The organism is Photobacterium sp. (assembly GCF_033720175.1).
Lineage (GTDB): Bacteria > Pseudomonadota > Gammaproteobacteria > Enterobacterales > Vibrionaceae > Photobacterium.
In genome coordinates, this window is sequence record NZ_JAWWDA010000021.1 from 41,344 (window position 1) to 60,265 (window position 18,922).

Here is an 18,922-nt window from a genome sequence, read left to right on the forward strand (position 1 = left end):
TTTCCTCATAGCAATGACAACAGTGAATCGTGACAACGGATATACTGCATCAGATTGCTTCAACAGGAGCGCAATCGTTTGCTTTGCGTTTATACCATAATTTTATCATGAATAAATAGAGTAATGGCGGGATAAATGTTGGTGCTTGGCGTGAAGGCGATCCGTGATGCTCGAGGTATGAGATACGAGGTATAGAGCCAGACTATTACCCCCGATTGGGGTAATAGTCTGTGGGTTTGCTTATCAGGCGACTTCACACTCCTGGGATTTTTTCTCTGGGGCGATAACGGGTATTTGTTTGCCATAGACCGGGCGAAGCGCTTTGATAATGTCATTGCGGGTGATCATACCGACGAGTACCTCATCTTTAACGACAGGGAAGCTGTGCGGGCGGTTTACCACCATAGTACGGGCACGTTCATTCAATGAAAGCGTCGTCAGTCGGGTTGCAATACCGCCACTTGTGACCGGGTACAGAATATTTTTGTCGATACTCATATACTCAGCAATATCAAGAATTGTGTTATCCGGGCTAACGGTCTGGATTTCATGCTTCATTAAGTCTTGCACTTTGCTTTCAGCATTTGGCATATAGTCACTACACCAAAGGTCAACCAAGGAGTCATGGACAGAGAAGAAACCGACTAGACGCTTATCGCTTGAGAGTACCGGCGCACCTGAAAGCTCTTGGTTAATCAGGATATCAAGGGCTTCTGCAACAGGCATGCCTGGTAGAAGGGTTGTCGTTGCAGGGTGCATGTGGTCGTTAACAAGCAGGTTGTCCTGAAGCATAATAGTGTCCTTATTTAAAACGGTAGAATGTGAGAAGTCGGGTGTGATGATGGTAGCTGTTGCATGGTGTTCTTTAGGCGAGCTGAAAATAGCCCAGTAGCTAAGACCGACGAGAACGCCGCCGCCAACGATATTGCCCAGCGTAACGGGGATAAGGTTGGCAAAGATGAAGTTGTGGATATTGAGATCGGCATACTGTTCCGGCGAGACACCGAGATTTAGCCAGAATGAGTCTGGGGCGATGTTCTGGATAGTGATACCCAGTGGCACCATAAACATGTTGGCGACGCTGTGCTCAAAACCGGTGCTGACAAACATCGCAACCGGTAAAACCATGATTGCCATTTTTGTCATCATGTTGCTTGAGCAAAACGTCATCCAGATGGCAAGACAGACCAATAGGTTACATAAAACACCCAAAGAGAAAGCTTCCAAAGGCTGGTGGTGCAGTTTGTGCTGGGCAACGTTTAGTGCATTTAATCCCCACTGGCCGCCGTCGAGCTGATACAGGCTGGCCATAGAGACCAGAAGCAATAGCAGCATCGCGCCCAGGAAGTTGCCGAAATACACTTTTGCCCATGTTTTTAGCATGTGTCCGGTGGTGATATGTTTGTTGGCTCTGGCGATAGAAGACAGCACCGTGCTGGTAAACAGCTCACCGCCGCAGATGACGACTAAAATCAGCCCCATGCTAAAGGCTAACCCACCAAATAAACGATTGATCCCCCAGTTGATTTCGCCATTACCTGTCGTCACCGTAAGGTAGAAAACAAAGGCGAGTCCAATGAAAACTCCGGCAGTGATCGCTAATGCGATTGTTTTGCTCGTCGACTTTGATGCTTTACTGACAGCATATTTTTCAGCCTGTTTCATCATTTCCATCGGGCTGTAATTGGAATCAGTATTGATTGCCGAGCTCATCGATATGATCTCCAGGTCGATTCGACAACGTTGCCGGGTGAATTAAACAAAAAAGGGGGTAACTGAGTCATAGCTTCTCCTTATATCGAGATGTGTGTTTAACGTGACTTCAGCTTAAGGGGGGATAAAGGTGTGAGTAAAATTGATTTTTTTCTTATGGCTAATCATAAAAATTGATACTAGATAATGGTAAAGTACCGGTTAATCATAGGGTTCAGGAAGGAAGGAGTCGCAATGCGATACTCTTTGAAGCAATTGGCGGTATTCGAAGAAGTCGCCAGCTCGGGCAGTGTCAGTAAAGCTGCTGATCAGTTAGCGCTTACTCAGTCAGCAGCCAGTATGGCATTAGCTCAGTTAGAGAAATTACTTGGCAGGCCGTTGTTTGAGCGTCAGGGAAAGCGAATGGCGCTGACATACTGGGGAACATGGTTAAGGCCAAAGGCAAAACAGCTATTATTTGACGCCCAGCAGATCGAATTAGGTTTCTATGAGCAGCATTTAATCAGTGGCGAAATTGCGCTGGCAGCAAGCCAGACAGCCGCAGAGCACTTGTTGCCTGAGCTCATCAGCAATATAGATAGCAATTTTCCTGAGCTGCGTATTAACTTCATAGTAAAAAATACAGAGAAAGTTATCGATGGTATAAAGAACTTTGATTATGAGTTTGGTGTCATAGAGGGGCGCTGTGATGATAGCCGTCTCCAGCAAGAAGTGTGGTGCCACGACCATTTAGTGATTATCGCTTCTAAACATCATCCGTATGCAAAGTATGAAAAAGTCAGTTTTGCCCAAATGGAGCAGGCCAAATGGGTCTTGCGTGAACAAGGGGCTGGCACACGGAAAATTTTCGAGAGTGCCATCCATGGTGTGATTGATGACCTTGATGTCTGCCGTGAATATGAACAAGTCTCCGTGCTTCGTACGCTGGTCGCGAATGGTTTGTACTTGAGCTGCCTGCCATACCTGGATGTTGTCAAGTTCATTGAGCGCGGTGAACTGGTTGCCTTGAATGTGCCAGAATTAAATATGGAGCGGACCTTGTCGTTTATATGGCGAGCTGATTCTGTCGAAAATCCGTTACGCGACTGTATTAAGCGTGAAGCTCTGCGCATGATTCGAGAAAGCAAAAGAGAGATGTAATCACTATCAATTTTATTGATACATCAATATGCGCATAATTTATATAAACTTGTGTTTTTATTTGGGCGTTTGACACGTTCAATTACCAAACGCGAGCTTCCGTGGCTTCTTTACTGGGCTTGATATGCCTGAAGTGGTATATCGGTCTGTTTATATAACAGGCTGGCATAAAGGCCGTGTCTGGATTTTACGTCGGGTTGGACATAAGAAATAAATATAAAACTAATTGCTTATTGGTATTCATATCCTTGATGGTCTGTTGCGCTTGAGGTTTGAAATAGTGCAGCCGGGAGTTTGGTTAAATATTCCTGCAAGTGTGCCAGTAATAAGCGCATTTTCTTGGAATTGGCGGCTCTCGGCGGGTAAACACCGTAAATATTGATATCACTCAGCTGGTATTCCTCCAGGATCGGGGTGAGTTGTCCCGACGTGATTAATGGCTGGGCATCGTAAATGGGTAATCGCCCGATGCCATGGCCGCCCAACACAAAAGCCGTTCTTGCCGATGCACTGTTGGTGGCAATACTGCCTTGCATTCTGACATTGTATGAGCGGCTGCCTTTCGACAGGGTCTGAATGCGGGACGTTTTTTTATAGACGACCCATTCATGATTAGCCAGCTCTGCCGGCGTGTGGGGCAGGCCGTATTGACTAAAATAGCTCGGGGCACCACAAAGAATATTTTTCATGGTCATTAGCTTACGGGCATACAGGCCTGAATCCGCGAGAGGCGCTCCCCGAATCGCTAAATCGACACCTTCCTGTATGATATTCACGATTTCATCGGTCAGGTTCAGATCGATTTCAATTTTGGGGTATTGTTTTTTGAAGGTATCCAGAGCCGGTATTATGGTATACATGCTGATATTAACCGGAGCGGTGATAATGAGTTTTCCTTCCGGCTCTTCGCGCAAATTTTCGATTTGCTGATTGGCTGCGGCCGCTTCGTCACTGATGTTCTTGCAACGCTGGTAATAACGCTGGCCTGCGTCGGTCAGGCTAATGCTGCGGGTGGTACGGTTGAGCAAGGGGATCCCAATATGCGTTTCGAGCTTTTTTAAATGGTAACTCACTACCCCGCGGGACAGTCCCAGTTGTCTTGCAGCAGCCGAGAAGCTGCCTTGCTCAATAATTTGTGCGAATACCACCATGCTTTTTAGCTGCTCAAAGGAAACATCCATTTTGACTCTGCTCTTATCTGTTGTTGATTGAATGAGTGATGCATATACGCCAATAGTATCCACTGTTCTAATTATTAAAACAATGATTCTCAATTTATCACCATTGTTTGATTAATCGTTCAGGCATAGACTTTCATCACGCGCTTAATCGAACAAGACGAGGTTGATAATGAAAATTTTAATGGTGCTAACATCCCACGATAAGCTGGGTGAGACTGATCATAAAACGGGCTTTTGGGTCGAAGAATTTGCCGCGCCGTATTACTGTTTTTTAGATGCCAATGCTGACGTTACTCTCGCCTCACCTGCAGGTGGTCAGCCTCCGATTGATCCCAACAGTGAATTAGAGCAATCACAAACCGAGGCCACAGTGCGTTTCAATCACGATGAACAAGCGCAGCAGGTGTTAGCACATACCTTAAAGTTGGCCGACGTAAATGAAAAAGATTACGATGCTATCTTCTACCCTGGTGGTCATGGGCCATTGTGGGATTTGGTGAGCGACAGCCATTCAATCGCGTTGATTGAGGCCTTTTGGCAAGCAGGAAAACCCGTATCGGCGGTATGTCACGCCCCGGCGGTGCTGCTAAATGCGAAGGATCAAGACGGTGAATATATCATTTCTGGCAAAGCGGTCACGGGCTTTACCAATTCAGAAGAAAAGGCTGTTGGTCTGGCCGAGGTAGTCCCTTTCTTACTGGAAGATGAATTAAAAGCCCGAGGCGGACAGTTTGAATCGGCACAAGACTGGAATCCGCTCGCCATTCAAGATGGTATGTTAATTACAGGGCAGAACCCTGCATCATCAGAAGCGGTTGCAGAAGCACTTCTGACCCTGTTAGCCAGATAAACGAAGATCTAAATATACATAGAGCAATAGAGACAAATTAATAATTAATCCCTTGAATACAAAGGAACGAGCAATGCTTAACTTCACGTTTCATAACCCGACGAAAATCTTTTTTGGCGAAGACCAAATAGCAGCTATCGCAAAAGAGATCCCCGCGGATGCTAAAATTCTCGTCACTTACGGTGGGGGATCTATCAAAACCAACGGCGTATATGAGCAGGTCAGCAATGCGCTGAAAGAGCATAACTGGATTGAATTTTCAGGCATCGAGCCTAATCCGCAATATGATACTTTAATGAAAGCTGTGGAAGTGGTTAAAGCTGAGCAAATTACTTATTTGCTGGCGGTTGGCGGTGGTTCAGTCGTTGACGGTACTAAATTTATTGCAGCGGCGGCCCGCTTTGAGGGGGATGAACCTTGGGATATTCTGGCGAAAAATGCACCAGTAGAAGACGCTGTGCCGCTGTCGTGTGTATTAACCCTGCCGGCAACAGGCTCGGAAAGTAATATCGGCTCCGTGGTTACCCGCGGTACGACGAAGCTGGCATTTATGTCGCCTTATGTACGCCCGATCTTTGCCGTCCTGGATCCTAAAGTGACCCTGAGCCTTTCTGAGCGTCAGGTTGCTAACGGCGTGGTTGATGCGTTTGTTCACACCATGGAGCAATACCTAACGTTCCCGGTAAATGCAAAGGTACAAGATCGTTTCTCCGAAGGCTTACTGATGAACCTGATAGAGGAAGGTCCTAAAGCCCTGGCAACCCCCGATGATCTTGAAGTGCGCTCGAATGTGATGTGGTCGGCAACGATGGCCCTGAACGGTCTAATCGGTTCGGGTGTGCCGCAAGACTGGAGTACCCACATGATCGGCCACGAGCTGACAGGTCAGTACGGTATGGATCATGCGCGTACATTGGCGATTATTCTGCCTGCGGTAATGAAAGTACAGCGTGAGCAGAAACGCGGTAAATTAATCCAGTACGCAGAACGTGTCTGGCACCTGTTTGACGGTACTGAAGAAGAAGTGATTGATCAGGCTATCGCGAAAACAGAAGCATTTTTCAAAGCGATGGGCATGCCGGTACGCCTGAGTGATGAAGCTCTCGATGCCGCCAGTATTGAAAATGTGCTGGAGCAGCTTGAACTTCACGGGATGACAGCACTGGGTGAACATGGCGACATGACACCAGAAGTTAGCCGTAAGGTACTGGAAACTGCGTTGTAAGCATTTTCGTAAAATGTCCCGAATTAACTAAGGCCTATCCGCGATATGCGGGTAGGCTTTTTTATAACCAATTGCTCATAATGGCTTAGTGTTGTATCGGTTTTGATGTTTCTTTCGGCTTCAGCACCTTTAGTATCAGGCCGTTTCGCGCTAGTACATTACCTTGTGGCCATAGCTGGCGAGAATGTCTTTCATTTTTTCCATGGTTTCTTTTGATGGCGGGTTTACCCCAGAGAGCGGGTAGTCGTAACCCATCGCTTCCCATTTATGTTCGCCTAGCTGGTGGTATGGCAGCAGCTCAACTTTCTCGATGTTGTCCATATCTTTGATAAATTCACCCAGCATATGGGCTGAGCGTTCATCATCGGTATACCCCGGAACAATCACGTAGCGAATCCAGGTTTTTTGCCCGCGCTTGTGCAGATGCTCGGCAAAATCCAGAACGCGTTTGTTCGGAACACCAACAAGATTTTGATGGATGGTATCGTCCATTTGTTTTAGGTCGAGCATGACCAGATCGGTTGCGTCTAGAACTTCATCAATGACATCGGTATGTTTACGGATATACCCGTTAGTGTCGAGACAGGTATGGATACCTTCTGCTTGAGCCGCCCGGAAAAAGTCGCGGATAAATTCAGGCTGAAGCATCGCCTCTCCCCCGGATGCTGTAACACCACCGCCAGAGGCGTTCATAAAATGGCGGTATGAAACGGCTTCCTTTATGAGTTCTTCAACAGTGATTTCTTTCCCGCCATTAAGATCCCAGGTATCGCGGTTGTGGCAATACTGACAGCGCATCAAGCAGCCTTGCATGAATACAATAAAACGGATGCCTGGTCCGTCGACGGTTCCGCAAGATTCGAAAGAGTGGATTCGGCCTTTTACTGACATTGCTTACTTCTCCGCATGGGCGTGTTTTTATACCTGTCATTTTATTACAGAATGGCAGGCTAAAGTAGCAATAATACAGCGAGGTTGCTGTTGTCTTTAATAAGTATGCCTAAACGGCTTCAAGATGTGCTGAAGCCTGTATTTTGACGTGGCTTAGGTGTTGCCATAATTTTGGGGAGCGGGTGCACGAAGGGGCGGATGGTTTATATATTGGGATAATCCAGAAAAACAAAAAAAGCCGATCAGAGATCGGCTTTTAAACTTACTTTTAAGTGGCGGATTTCGAGTTATCAGACTCTAGTTTCTCACCCCTTGAGACTGAACTCTAGATTATAGAGACTCAGTGAAAGTACGTGCGATAACGTCTTTCTGCTGTTCAACGGTCAGAGAGTTGAAACGCACGGCGTAACCCGATACACGGATAGTTAGCTGTGGGTACTTCTCTGGGTGCTTAACTGCATCTTCAAGCGTTTCACGGTTAAGAACGTTAACGTTCAGGTGCTGACCGCCTTCGATGCTGCCTGCTTCATGGTGGAAGTAACCATCCATCAGACCGGCAAGGTTAGCTTTTTGAGACTCAACTTCTTTACCAAGTGCATTTGGTACGATAGAGAAAGTATATGAGATACCATCTTTAGCATCAGCAAACGGTAGTTTACCTACAGAAGTCAGTGAAGCGACCGCACCTTTCTCATCGCGACCGTGCATTGGGTTAGCACCAGGAGCGAAAGGAGCACCAGCACGACGACCGTCCGGAGTGTTACCCGTCTTCTTACCGTATACCACGTTTGAAGTGATAGTCAGGATAGACTGAGTAGGCACAGCATCACGGTAAGTCTTAAGCTTACGGATTTTCTCCATAAACGTTGTTACTAGTTCACAAGCAATGTCATCTACGCGAGCATCGTTGTTACCGAATTTAGGGTAATCGCCTTCGATTTCGAAATCGATAGCAATGCCGTTTTCGTCACGGATTGGTTTAACCGTTGCGTACTTGATTGCTGCTAGTGAGTCAGCCGCAACAGAAAGACCAGCGATACCACAAGCCATTGTACGCTTAACGTCACGATCGTGCAGTGCCATTAGAGACGCTTCGTAGCTGTACTTGTCATGCATGAAGTGAATGCTGTTCAGAGCAGTCACGTATTGCGTAGCAAGCCAGTCCATTAGCGAATCCATGCTTGTCATTACTTTGTCGTAATCAAGCACTTCGTCAGTCATTGGCGCTGCTTTAGGAGCAATCTGAAGCTTCAATTTCTCATCAACGCCACCGTTGATAGAGTACAGCATCGTTTTAGCCAGGTTAGCACGCGCACCGAAGAACTGCATTTGCTTACCAACAACCATTGGCGATACGCAACAAGCGATTGCGTAGTCATCTGATTCCATGTCAGGACGCATCAGATCATCGTTTTCGTACTGGATTGAAGAGGTATCGATAGATACTTTTGCACAGAAACGCTTGAAGCCGTCAGGTAGCTGCTCAGACCAAAGAACAGTGATGTTCGGCTCTGGAGAAGGACCCATAGTGTACAGGCTGTTTAGGAAGCGGAAGTTAGAACGCGTTACCAGTGTACGACCGTCAAGACCCATACCACCCATTGATTCTGTTGCCCAGATTGGGTCACCAGAGAATAGCTCATCGTACTCAGGCGTACGTAGGAAACGAACCATACGTAGCTTCATGACGAAGTGGTCAATCATTTCCTGTGCTTGAACTTCAGTGATTGTGCCAGCAGCAATATCACGCTCAAGGTAGATATCCAGGAACGTAGAAGTACGGCCAAGAGACATAGCCGCACCATTCTGTGATTTAACTGCAGCCAGGTAGCCGAAGTAAGTCCACTGAATCGCTTCTTGTGCGGTAGTTGCAGGACCAGAGATATCACAACCGTATTTAGCGGCCATCGTTTTAATCTGGCCTAGTGCACGGTGCTGCTCTGCAATTTCTTCACGAAGCTGCATAGTCATCTGAAGGTCTTCGCCTTTCTCGAAACGCTCTTGCAGAGACGTAAACTGAGCGAACTTGTCCTTCATCAGGAAGTCGATACCGTATAGTGCAACACGGCGGTAGTCACCGATGATACGACCACGGCCGTATGCATCTGGAAGACCTGTCAGAACACCAGACTTACGGCACTTCATGATATCTGGCGTGTAGATATCGAAAACGCCCTGGTTGTGAGTCTTGCGGTACTCAGTGTAGATCTTTGATACCATTGGATCTAGTTCACGACCGTATACCTTGCATGAACCTTCAACCATACGGATACCGCCGTTAGGGATGATTGCACGCTTAAGCGGAGCATCAGTCTGCAGACCAACGATAGTCTCTAGATCTTTGTTGATGTAGCCAGCATCGTGTGAAGTGATGGTAGAGATAACAGAAGTATCAAAATCAACAGGAGCGTGAGTGCTGTTTTCCTGTTTAATGCCTTCCATTACTTGAGCCCAAAGCTTAGCTGTCGCCGGCGTCGCTTCAGATTCTAGGAAAGACTCGTCACCTTCATACGGGGTGTAGTTTTTCTGGATGAAGTCACGAACGTTAACATCGTTCTGCCATTCACCTTCAGCAAAACCTTCCCAAGCTTTAGCAAATTGCTCTGCCATGATATACCTACCTTTTTAGTAGAAAAAATACGTACTGATTTTGAAGCCGTTGAGCTAATCACCATCGAGTGGTGGACAGTACACTTCTTTAACAATAATACGGATAATCAAATCTATCAGTTCAACAAAAATGATAATTTCATTATTCGTATTAGTACTAATAACCTAGTTAAGAGAGGGCAGCGTACTGCCCTCATCACATTATAGTAGTGCTGGAATGCCGTACTTGCCTTCAAGCATACCTACCGCCAGCATCGCCATTAGACAGATGATAAGCACAGAGGCAGGAATAACAATACGGTCCATGAACGAAAGCTTCTTCGCACGCTCTTTGTCACCAATCAGGCCGTTGTTATCTAGCAGCATAGTTAGTGCCCATGCCAGTACCGGGTTGGCAACTGCAGAAGCAAAGATACAGATACCAGCAGATTGTGAATCTTTGGTGTCTTTAACCATTTGCATACCGGCTTCTAGCAGCGGCAGGAATACACCGACTAGCAGAGCAATACGCATTACTGGTGGCCATACTGCAACATCCATCGGGAAGCCAAGGATTGCGATAAGCATTACCAAAGAGCCCAGAATGATAGCACCGCCAGGGATAGGACGCTTAGCGATTGCTGCCGGGATCATGTACGTACCCCAAGATGATGTAATGTTACCACCACCGACCGCAGTACCGACCATTTGACGGATAGAGCACATCGTCATCGTGTCATCAACATCCATCAGTACTTTGTCAGTACCTTTAGGGTAGTTAAGTTCTTGGAAGATACGGTGGCCCAGGAAGTCAGGTGACCACATTGCTACTGCCAGAATGGCAAATGGCAATGATGCAATGAAGTGCTGCAGGTTGGGCAGACCAAGCATCCAGCCTTCTTCCGTGCTGCCCCACCAGTATACAGGGTTCAGGTTTGGCAGACCCATTTTGGTTTCGAAAGTAAGGTCAAAGCCGGTACCAAACGCCAGAGCAACCAGAAGTCCTGTTACTGCACAAGCCGGGATAGCTAACCAACGCTTGTTGATACGGGCAAGGAAAGCGTAAAGCACGATGTTAACCGCCAGTACAACCAGGCCAACATAGCCTAGGCTGCCTTTAGCAATTTCGGCAGTTTCCAGGCCGGTTGCCCAAGTTTGGATCTGACCGATTTGGCTCATGGCCCCGGTAAAACCAAGGAACACTAACAAGCCGCCGGCAACCCCCTCACCGGTCAGATTAACCAGTTTAGAGCCACCTTTAAAGTAACTAAGTAGCAGACCGAATACACCAAGAAGGAGAGCAAGAGCAAGAGGGTGTGCACCGGCAAGGGCAATGGTACCGATCAACGGAATCATTGGACCGTGGTTACCTGCCAGGTTGGCGCGGGGGTTAATAAATCCGGATGCCAGAATACAGAAAAGAAATGCAGGAATAAGCATTTCGACTCGTGCCACTTCAATGGCGAATTCTTTGCCAAGATTAACATGATCCCAGGCTTGGGTCAGCCCGTCAGCCCAAGACATCATTACCGCAGAGTACATTGCGATAATACCAATAGTACCGGCTAAAGCGGGTACCAGGTCTTCCCATTCAAAGCGGAAGTCACGGCCTGGCAGGTTTAAGCCAAAGCGGCGTGGTTTCATTATCTTGAGTTCGTTGTCAAGATAGTCCGATCGACTTGAGAAGTCAGAGGCAGGGCGGTGTTGCTCCTGATAACTTCTTTCTTCAGATGACATAATTGCCTCGTTCTACGTTATAAAATAATTCTTGTGTTTATTGCTGTAATGTAGCGTTCTTACCTGAGAACAACTTCTTCACTTCAGCCTTGAGTTAGTTATTAGTGTAATATTATTTCACCAAATTTTGCTAAATTCTACAGCTTGGCCTCGCGAATACAATTGATCTCGATCACTACGCTTAAAAAAATGTAGGAAAATCACCAAAAAAAATTGAGCGGGAAGAGCAGTTATTATGATTAATGAAAGAAAGCGCATAACAAAAATAAATATGTGAATGAGCTCACAGTTGGTATTTTTGGGGTTAAGTGTTTATTTTGTAACAGATTATTGCTTGTAGCTCGTAATTTTCGGGCTATAGGTTCCCTGATACCAAGGGTAGCAGGGGCCGTACAAATTTTGAACGCGGTGTTCAGTAAATAGAACCAGAACGCGGAATGCCAGCAAAAATTTGCTGGCATTGATATTGCTGGCTGGAATTAGCCCTTTGCTAACACAAATGTAATAAAATTACTGAATGTTCAATTTTTTTGCGGATTGAAGTTTATGGTATGAGGCCAACAGCTTTTGATGGGCCGGGAATTGACTCATAGTCAAATCACCAGCCGTCAGACCATAAAAGCGTACCGTGCCTTCAATTGAGCCCCATACCGCGGCCACCGTCTCTGTTCCATACTGGCGTTCGAACTCAGCCTTAGCATGTGCCGGAGCACGGTCTTCATCGAGAGCCAGCTTTAAGCTCGCAATAACGCAGAGAAAGAACTGTGTTCGGGCCGGGCTATAGGTGGATACATTGTAGTCAAGACACCAAGCGGCGATCTCTAAGGCCAATTCCAGATCACCGCCAGCGAGTGCCAACAGGCATTTCAGCTCACCAATTCGCAATGTCTGCCACGCTTCACCGGTTTGAGGTACCAAACCAATAATCTCATGGAGAAGGACGCTATCATCGAAGCCTTCTTCGTCAAGAATCGCGTACATTTCAGCATACTGCTCGCCTTCCCAATCCACACTCGGTAAAGCCAGGAGAGTCTCGCGTAACTCCAGTGCGACATTGTTGTTACTTTCTATCAGTGCCTCGGTAGGGTAAATTTCCGACCAGCTAGGCACAATAATACGACAGCAATCCACGCCCAGATGGTCGTAATCTGCAATATAAACGTCAGCCCTGTCTTCCGTTAACATCCCCATCAGATGAGCAAACTCTTCTTCCGAGCTTCCCGTGAAGTTCCAGTCGGTAAAGACATTATCAGCATCGGCTTTAAACAGATCGCAAGAAACCATCGCTGTTGAGTAACTAACCAGTGCCGCTTGATCGTGGTGAGCGGCCACGGCTTCAGTATCGACTGAAGGCTGTGGGATGATGCCTGCATCGTTTGTTAGAGCAAGTGCCAGAGCGCGGTGTTGCAGTAATTCGGTCACCGCTCGTTCAAGAGCAACCTCAAAGCGAGGATGGGCGGCAAAAGCAGCCAGGCATAGATCATTGCCGGGGATGGATAGCATCGCGCAAAGAACGGGGTATTTACCGCCGAGTGATGCGTCATAACAAACAACGGGGAAGCCTTTCGCTGCTAATGTATCAATCGTCTCTTTGATGGCCGGGAAGCGACCCATTACGTCAGCAGGGATCTCTGGCAGACTGATACCTTCGGCCACAATGCGGTTTTTGAGTCCGTACGCCAATATTTCTGATAGGCCTTGGCTACGCGCTTCGGATTTGGAATGACCAGCTGCGATACCGTTAAACGGGTACAGGTTACCGATGATGTTCACCGGAATATAGACCGTTTCGTTATCGGCCTGGCGCTCGAAAGGCAGACAGCAAACCCCACGCGCCATATGACTTGACTGAAGATCGACCAAATCGGTGCCTAGCAGCTCCAGGGTTGGATCGTAAAACTGGGTTAAGCGCTCATCCAAAATGCCTTCCGGCGGCAGGTTATCTTCATCAATATCAAACCACTTTTCATTGGGGAAATGAACAAATTCACTTTCAGCAATCTTCTGCCCCAGATAGTAATCGGCATAGAAATCGTTGGTAGACAGACGCTCGAAATATGTCTCCAGAGCCGATGCCAGTGCTGCTTTCTCTGTTGTCCCCTTACCGCTGCAAACGTTCATCGGGGCATCGATGTCACGAATTTGTACTGACCAGACGTTAGGTACAGGGTTAAGCCAGGAGATCTCTTCGATGTTGAAACCTAAATTTTTTAATTGCGTTTGGTAACGCTCAATCGATTCTTCAAGCGCGGCTTCTTTACCCGGGATAAATGTTTGCATTATACGTCTCATCAGTAAAAGCTTTCCTCAGTATTGAGTGGCGCAAAGTATATACACAAACTAACCGGACGTCAGAAAGCTATCCCCGAGTGATCTCAATATGCAGGATGCAGAGTGGTGCCATCAGTCGTCGAATCAGATAATGAATCAAGCTTTATCCCTTAACGTCTTTCAAGGTGCTGGCCAGCTTATTCGCCGGCGTTATTAATTGCTATTTAGCCGCTGTTTTCTTCTTTATTGTGTTAACTGAAGAACTTGCCATATACCAAATAAAGAGAATGCTGGCTTTTTGACTTACATCCCATATTGATCCTGAATCGAGTGAAAGTTGTCACAGTTCATTATGCAACTCTGTAGCAGAATTCACCGGTACAAGGAAAAAGTGCTTAATATTTATGCCGATAATTAAATAACCTTCATTATTTTAACCTGCATGGTTGTTGGTGAGCAGGCTAAAATACAGGAGGAAGCAAAGAGGGATACGATGAAAGCAACAGTAGCATCTTATATTGACGGTATCCGCGATGAGTACATTGCCGCGGTGAAACGTCTGGTGGCAATACCGAGCATCTATCAGGATGACAATAGCGGTAAACCCTTTGGTCAGCCTATTGATGACTGCCTGACCGAAACCCTGGCACTTTGCCAGCAGTTAGGTTTTACCGTTTATCAGGATCCGGACGGTTACTACGGGTATGCCGAAGTCGGGCAAGGGGAGCAGATGATCGGCATATTGGGTCATCTGGATGTGGTGCCGGTCGGGGATCTATCGACTTGGAAATCAGCCCCTTTTGAGCCGGAGATCAGAGACGGTCGTTTATATGGTCGTGGAACGCAGGACGATAAAGGGCCGACACTCGCGACGCTGTTTGCGGTAAAAGCCTTGCAGGAAAGCGGCGTTGAGTTCAGTAAGCGGATCCGCTTTATTTTCGGTACTGATGAAGAAACATTGTGGCGCTGTATCGACCGTTACCTTGAAAAAGAAGAAACCCCTCAGTGCGGTTTCACCCCTGACTCTGTCTTTCCTTTAATTCATGCTGAAAAAATGCTGATCCAATCCTGGTTACATGGCGCAGGTTCGTTTGACGTCGAATTAGAGTGTGGTGGCGCATTAAATGCTGTGCCCGAACTGGCTAAATATCAAGGGCCTTTGTGGGAGGAATTAGCCGGGGCTCTGGATGAGCTGGGCTTTGATTTTCACGTCGAAGATGGCGAGATTACTGTTCTGGGTAAAGCTGCGCATTCGGCTTCCGCAGATGTAAAAGGGGTCAATGCGATTGCCCGTTTGTGTCTGGCTTTGCAGAAAATCGGGGTGATGCACCCAATGGTACGCTTTGTTGCAGAGCAAGTCGGCCAGGATGCCAACGCGACGGAAATATTTGGTCCGGTTGAAGATGTCAGCGGGCGCCTGACGTTCAATGTGGCGCAATTATACATTGATACCCAGAGCAGTAAGCTTGGTATTGATATTCGGGTGCCGGTTACTTTTAGTAAAGACGACTATGACAACGATATTCAGGCCGTAGCGGCACAATATGGTCTGCAATACGAAGAATTTGATGTGTTGCCTTCTCTGTATATGCCGGCAGACAGCCCGGTAATTAAGACCTTGATGGCGGCATATCAGGAAGTGAGTGGCGATCTGGAAAGCCAGCCAATGACGTCAGGCGGCGCAACGTATGCCCGCGCGATACCAAACTGCGTGGCATACGGGGCGATATTTCCGGGACGTGACAAAGTGGAACACATGCCCAATGAATATTTGATTATTGATGACATGCTTAAATCGATGAATGTGTATGCAAATGCGATTTATCAATTGCAGGGAGTAGAATTATGACCACCGCAACTGAATCTGGAAAATTAAAAAAATCATTTAAAATGCCTACGGTTTATACCATCCTGTTTATCATTATCGCACTGGTTGCGTTACTGACCTGGATAATGCCGTCGGGCAAGTATGACTATATTGTCAACGGTACCGATCAGGTGATCCCGGCGGCTGAAGTACTTGCCTACGACGGGGGCGAACGTTTGTTACCGATCCCGGGCAGTTACACGGAACTGGAATCGTCACCGCAAGGGGTGATTGATGTCTTGATGGCGCCGATAAAAGGCTTCCATAAAGCGGTGGACGTGGCGTTATTTGTCCTGGTGATCGGCGGCTTCTTGGCCGTGACCATGCGCACAGGAGCAATGGATTCGGGAGTCGCGGCGATTGTCCGTAAATTCCGTGGCCGTGAGCAAATGATGATCCCGGTATTGATCACTTTGTTTGCCATCGGTGGTTCGACGTATGGCATGGCAGAAGAAACCGTGGCTTTCTGGGCGGTGATCTTACCGGTGATGGCCGTGGCAGGTTATGACCGTATGGTGGCAGCCGGCATTATTTTACTAGGATCCGGAGTCGGAGTACTCGCTTCGACGGTGAATCCGTTCGCAACGGGTATCGCATCCGGTTTTGCTGATTTGCCGATCGGTGAGGGTATTGGCCTGCGTCTGATCCAGCTCGTCATCTTGATCGCCATGGCTTCCTGGTATGTGATGCGTTATGCCGCCAAGGTCAAAGCAGACAAATCCAATTCAGTGCTGAGTGATATTGAATTTGATGATGAATTTTCTCATATAAAAGATGACAACGGCGAGTTCACCTCTAAGCAGAAGCTGACCATGTCAGTATTCTTTGGTGCATTCCTGGTGATGATTTACGGCGTGATCCCATGGGAAGATATGGGTATTACCGTGTTTCCAACCTTATGGTGGTGGTTTGATGAGCTGTCAACGCTGTTCTTAGCCTCCGCTATTTTGATTGCCCTGATCAACCGTATGTCAGAGGGTGAGTTTATTAAAACTTTCCTTGAAGGGGCGAAAGATCTGATCGGTGTAGCGATGGTTGTCGCGGTTGCCCGTGGTATTTACGTAGTGATGGATAACGGTGTGATCATCGATACTATCCTCAACTGGGCTGAAGGTATGGTAACCGGGTTATCGTCCGGCGTTTTTGTTGTCGTGACTTATCTGGTTCACATCGTACTGAGCTTCTTTATTCCATCAACGTCAGGCCTGGCGACGGTCTCTATGCCGTTAATGGCACCGCTGGCGGATTTCTCCGGTATTGGCCGTGATTTGATTATCACCGCTTATCAGTCTGCAAGTGGCTGGATCAATATTTTTGCGCCGACAGCAGGTCACCTGGTAGCTGGTCTGGCACTGGCGAAGATCCCTTATGAGCGTTTTCTTAAGTGGGTAATGCCATTTGTGATCATGGTGCTGGTTATGACCATTATTATCCTGTTCGCAGGCGCTGCGATGGTTTAAAACTTAGGGGCGAGAAACGAGGTCCTAGGTTCTAGGAAAAGAATAAGGCGAGTGTTGATTATTGATCTCACTCGCCTTTTCTATATTCTCGCATCTCGCATCTCGCATCTCGCATCTCGCATCTCGATCCTATTTATTCTTTCGGTCTCAGCGCCAACACATGCAGCAGCCGCTCGGGAGTTTGTGGCCATACCAGCGGGCTGGCTTTGGGGTTGTTTTCATTAAACCAGCCGGTAAATCGCTCGGTGTTGTACTGATAAAACTGCACTGTATTGTACAGCGGTACCGTGATCTGCTGGCTGGCGACAATGTCATTGAGCTGGTGAAGAATGGATATACGTTTGCTGGCTGAAGACGCAGTAGGAAACTGAGCCAATAAAGTATCAATCCGATTATTGCGATAGAAATGCATAGCATATCGCGGATATTGAGGCGCCTGATAAAGGCTGTTAAATGCCATGTCAAAATATTTAAACGGGGTTGGTCCCTGGGGATAATTGGTCAGTGCCGTGATGTAATCGCCAGCAGCCAGTCTTTCGATAAATTCACTGTAGTCGACCTCTATTGGGCGTACTTTAATGCCTATTTCCTGGATCATTTCAGTCAACATTAGTGCTGTTATATTAAAATCAGACCAACCGCGCGGAGTCAGGACGGTCAACTCCAACGGTTCTCCTGATGGCTGATCTCGCCATTGATCGCCATTTTTATCTGTGACATCAATATAAGTCAGCCAATCTTTGGCCAGTTCGGGATTAAAGTTCATATATGGCAGGTATTTCTCTGTCACCACCGGATCGGCCCATCGTTTGAAACGCTGGCTCATCCCTGATGCGAAACGCGATGGTTCGCCCTGACCAAATGCGGCGATATCGATTAAGCGCTGACGGCGAACGGCCATCGAGATTGCACGACGGAATTCAACTTTTGATATCACCGCTCTAAGTCCCGGATCGGCGGCTTTAAAATTAAACATCAGGCTGATGGTGCTGGCTGGTGGCAACCAGTATTTAAAATCTGGCGAGTAGGAGGCGTAATGACGTTCTATATCTGGAATGAAAGAACCTGCCCAGTCGAATTCGCCTTTGGCAATACGGGCAATAAAATCATCATTATTGGTCACTTTGGGGTAGCGTAAGCAATCGATTTTTCGTTCATCAGCCTGCCAGTAGAAAGGGTTCTGGCACTGAAGGTAGCCGTTTTTATCCATGTCCTCAATTTGGGTGAACGGGCCGGTACCAATAGGGCTGGGATTGGCGAAATGGACCGGATCTGACACCATCATCCACTGGTGTTTCGGTACGATAGGCAATAGCACTAAGGTATAGGCTGCGAGTACATTTGGCTTATTAAGCTTAAAATAGACTTCTGTCGGGCTACGCTTTTGTACCGATCCCAGCCATTGATTAATGCCATGTGAGTCAAGTTCCGGATGTATTTTTGCCAGAGAAAAAGAAAACACCACATCATCGGCAGTGAATGGTTTTCCATCTGACCAGGTCACTCCCTCTCTTAGGCGAAAGCTGATCCCGCTTAAATCATCATCAAGCTGGTAACCCGTTGCAAGTCGGTATTCTGGTTGATTGTTCTGCCGTGAATTAAAGACAATTAAAGGCTCAAAAATGAATTCATGCGTGGTTGGCATGCTAGCTTTCGAGTAAGGGTTGAAATTCGCAATAATTTTATCTTTATATTCAGGAACTAAAGTGAGAACAGTGCGATTTTTGTCGACATTCTGAGCAGCGTGCAGATCCGCTGAAAATAGAGAGCCAGTCAGGGCTAACAGACAGCATACAAGACGCCAGTTCAGTTGAAGTGAGACTCGAAACATTAGACTAACCCGGTTATTGCTTATAACAAGATAAAAGAAGACGATTTCATCGCGCTAACCTACATCATGTAAATCTTATTGGCAAATGACTAAATTACTGTATTGTATGCGTTATTATTCATATTTACTGGATATTTATGTGCGACACGAAGGTTAACAAAATGTTG

General features: G+C 47.0%; 12 protein-coding genes. 5 read left to right on the forward strand and 7 right to left on the reverse strand.

The genetic code is table 11. The features are described 5' to 3' along the window. Positions 1–243: 243 nt before the first annotated feature. Complete coding sequence (gene focA, locus R3289_RS18625; RefSeq protein WP_318927315.1) at positions 244–1,713, reverse strand: formate transporter FocA; 1,470 nt, start codon at positions 1,711–1,713, stop codon at positions 244–246. 234 nt (positions 1,714–1,947) lie between these two features. Here focA and R3289_RS18630 point away from each other — a divergent pair, with 234 nt between their 5' ends. After that, positions 1,948–2,853: a LysR substrate-binding domain-containing protein gene (locus R3289_RS18630; RefSeq protein ID WP_318927318.1), complete on the forward strand. Its 906-nt coding sequence runs from the start codon at positions 1,948–1,950 to the stop codon at positions 2,851–2,853. Positions 2,854–3,083: 230 nt separating this feature from the next. Here R3289_RS18630 and R3289_RS18635 read toward each other — a convergent pair whose 3' ends face one another. Beyond that, positions 3,084–4,034, reverse strand: a complete 951-nt coding sequence (locus R3289_RS18635; protein ID WP_318927320.1) for a LysR family transcriptional regulator — start codon at positions 4,032–4,034, stop codon at positions 3,084–3,086. Between the two features lie 169 nt (positions 4,035–4,203). Here R3289_RS18635 and R3289_RS18640 point away from each other — a divergent pair, with 169 nt between their 5' ends. Both R3289_RS18640 and R3289_RS18645 read left to right on the forward strand, forming a co-directional pair. Continuing rightward, positions 4,204–4,884, forward strand: a complete 681-nt coding sequence (locus R3289_RS18640; RefSeq protein WP_318927321.1) for a type 1 glutamine amidotransferase domain-containing protein — start codon at positions 4,204–4,206, stop codon at positions 4,882–4,884. Between the two features lie 73 nt (positions 4,885–4,957). Then, the gene (locus R3289_RS18645; RefSeq protein WP_318927323.1) at positions 4,958–6,109 is read left to right on the forward strand and encodes an iron-containing alcohol dehydrogenase; all 1,152 of its coding nucleotides are present in this window, start codon (positions 4,958–4,960) and stop codon (positions 6,107–6,109) included. Positions 6,110–6,259: 150 nt separating this feature from the next. Here the strand turns inward: R3289_RS18645 and pflA are convergent, their stop codons facing one another. From pflA to ycaO, 4 genes are all read right to left on the reverse strand, one after another. Then, the gene (pflA, locus tag R3289_RS18650) at positions 6,260–7,000 is read right to left on the reverse strand and encodes a pyruvate formate lyase 1-activating protein (protein WP_318927324.1); all 741 of its coding nucleotides are present in this window, start codon (positions 6,998–7,000) and stop codon (positions 6,260–6,262) included. 330 nt (positions 7,001–7,330) lie between these two features. Next, on the reverse strand, positions 7,331–9,610 hold the full coding sequence (pflB, locus tag R3289_RS18655; RefSeq protein ID WP_318927326.1) for a formate C-acetyltransferase: 2,280 nt from the start codon (positions 9,608–9,610) through the stop codon (positions 7,331–7,333). A gap of 201 nt (positions 9,611–9,811) precedes the next feature. Then, a complete protein-coding gene (locus R3289_RS18660; RefSeq protein WP_318927328.1) occupies positions 9,812–11,326 on the reverse strand; it encodes a DUF3360 family protein in 1,515 nt (504 codons plus the stop codon). Between the two features lie 510 nt (positions 11,327–11,836). Then, complete coding sequence (gene ycaO, locus R3289_RS18665; RefSeq protein ID WP_318927330.1) at positions 11,837–13,606, reverse strand: 30S ribosomal protein S12 methylthiotransferase accessory factor YcaO; 1,770 nt, start codon at positions 13,604–13,606, stop codon at positions 11,837–11,839. Positions 13,607–14,090: 484 nt separating this feature from the next. Here ycaO and R3289_RS18670 point away from each other — a divergent pair, with 484 nt between their 5' ends. Further along, positions 14,091–15,446, forward strand: a complete 1,356-nt coding sequence (locus R3289_RS18670) for a M20 family metallopeptidase (RefSeq protein ID WP_318927331.1) — start codon at positions 14,091–14,093, stop codon at positions 15,444–15,446. Continuing rightward, a complete protein-coding gene (locus R3289_RS18675; RefSeq protein WP_318927333.1) occupies positions 15,443–16,924 on the forward strand; it encodes a YfcC family protein in 1,482 nt (493 codons plus the stop codon). The genes R3289_RS18670 and R3289_RS18675 overlap by 4 nt, the downstream gene beginning before the upstream one ends. 133 nt (positions 16,925–17,057) lie before the next feature. On the opposite strand, the gene R3289_RS18680 is transcribed toward R3289_RS18675, so the two are convergent. After that, entirely contained in the window at positions 17,058–18,755 is a 1,698-nt protein-coding gene (locus R3289_RS18680) for an ABC transporter substrate-binding protein (protein WP_318927335.1), read from the reverse strand. Positions 18,756–18,922 lie beyond the last annotated feature (167 nt).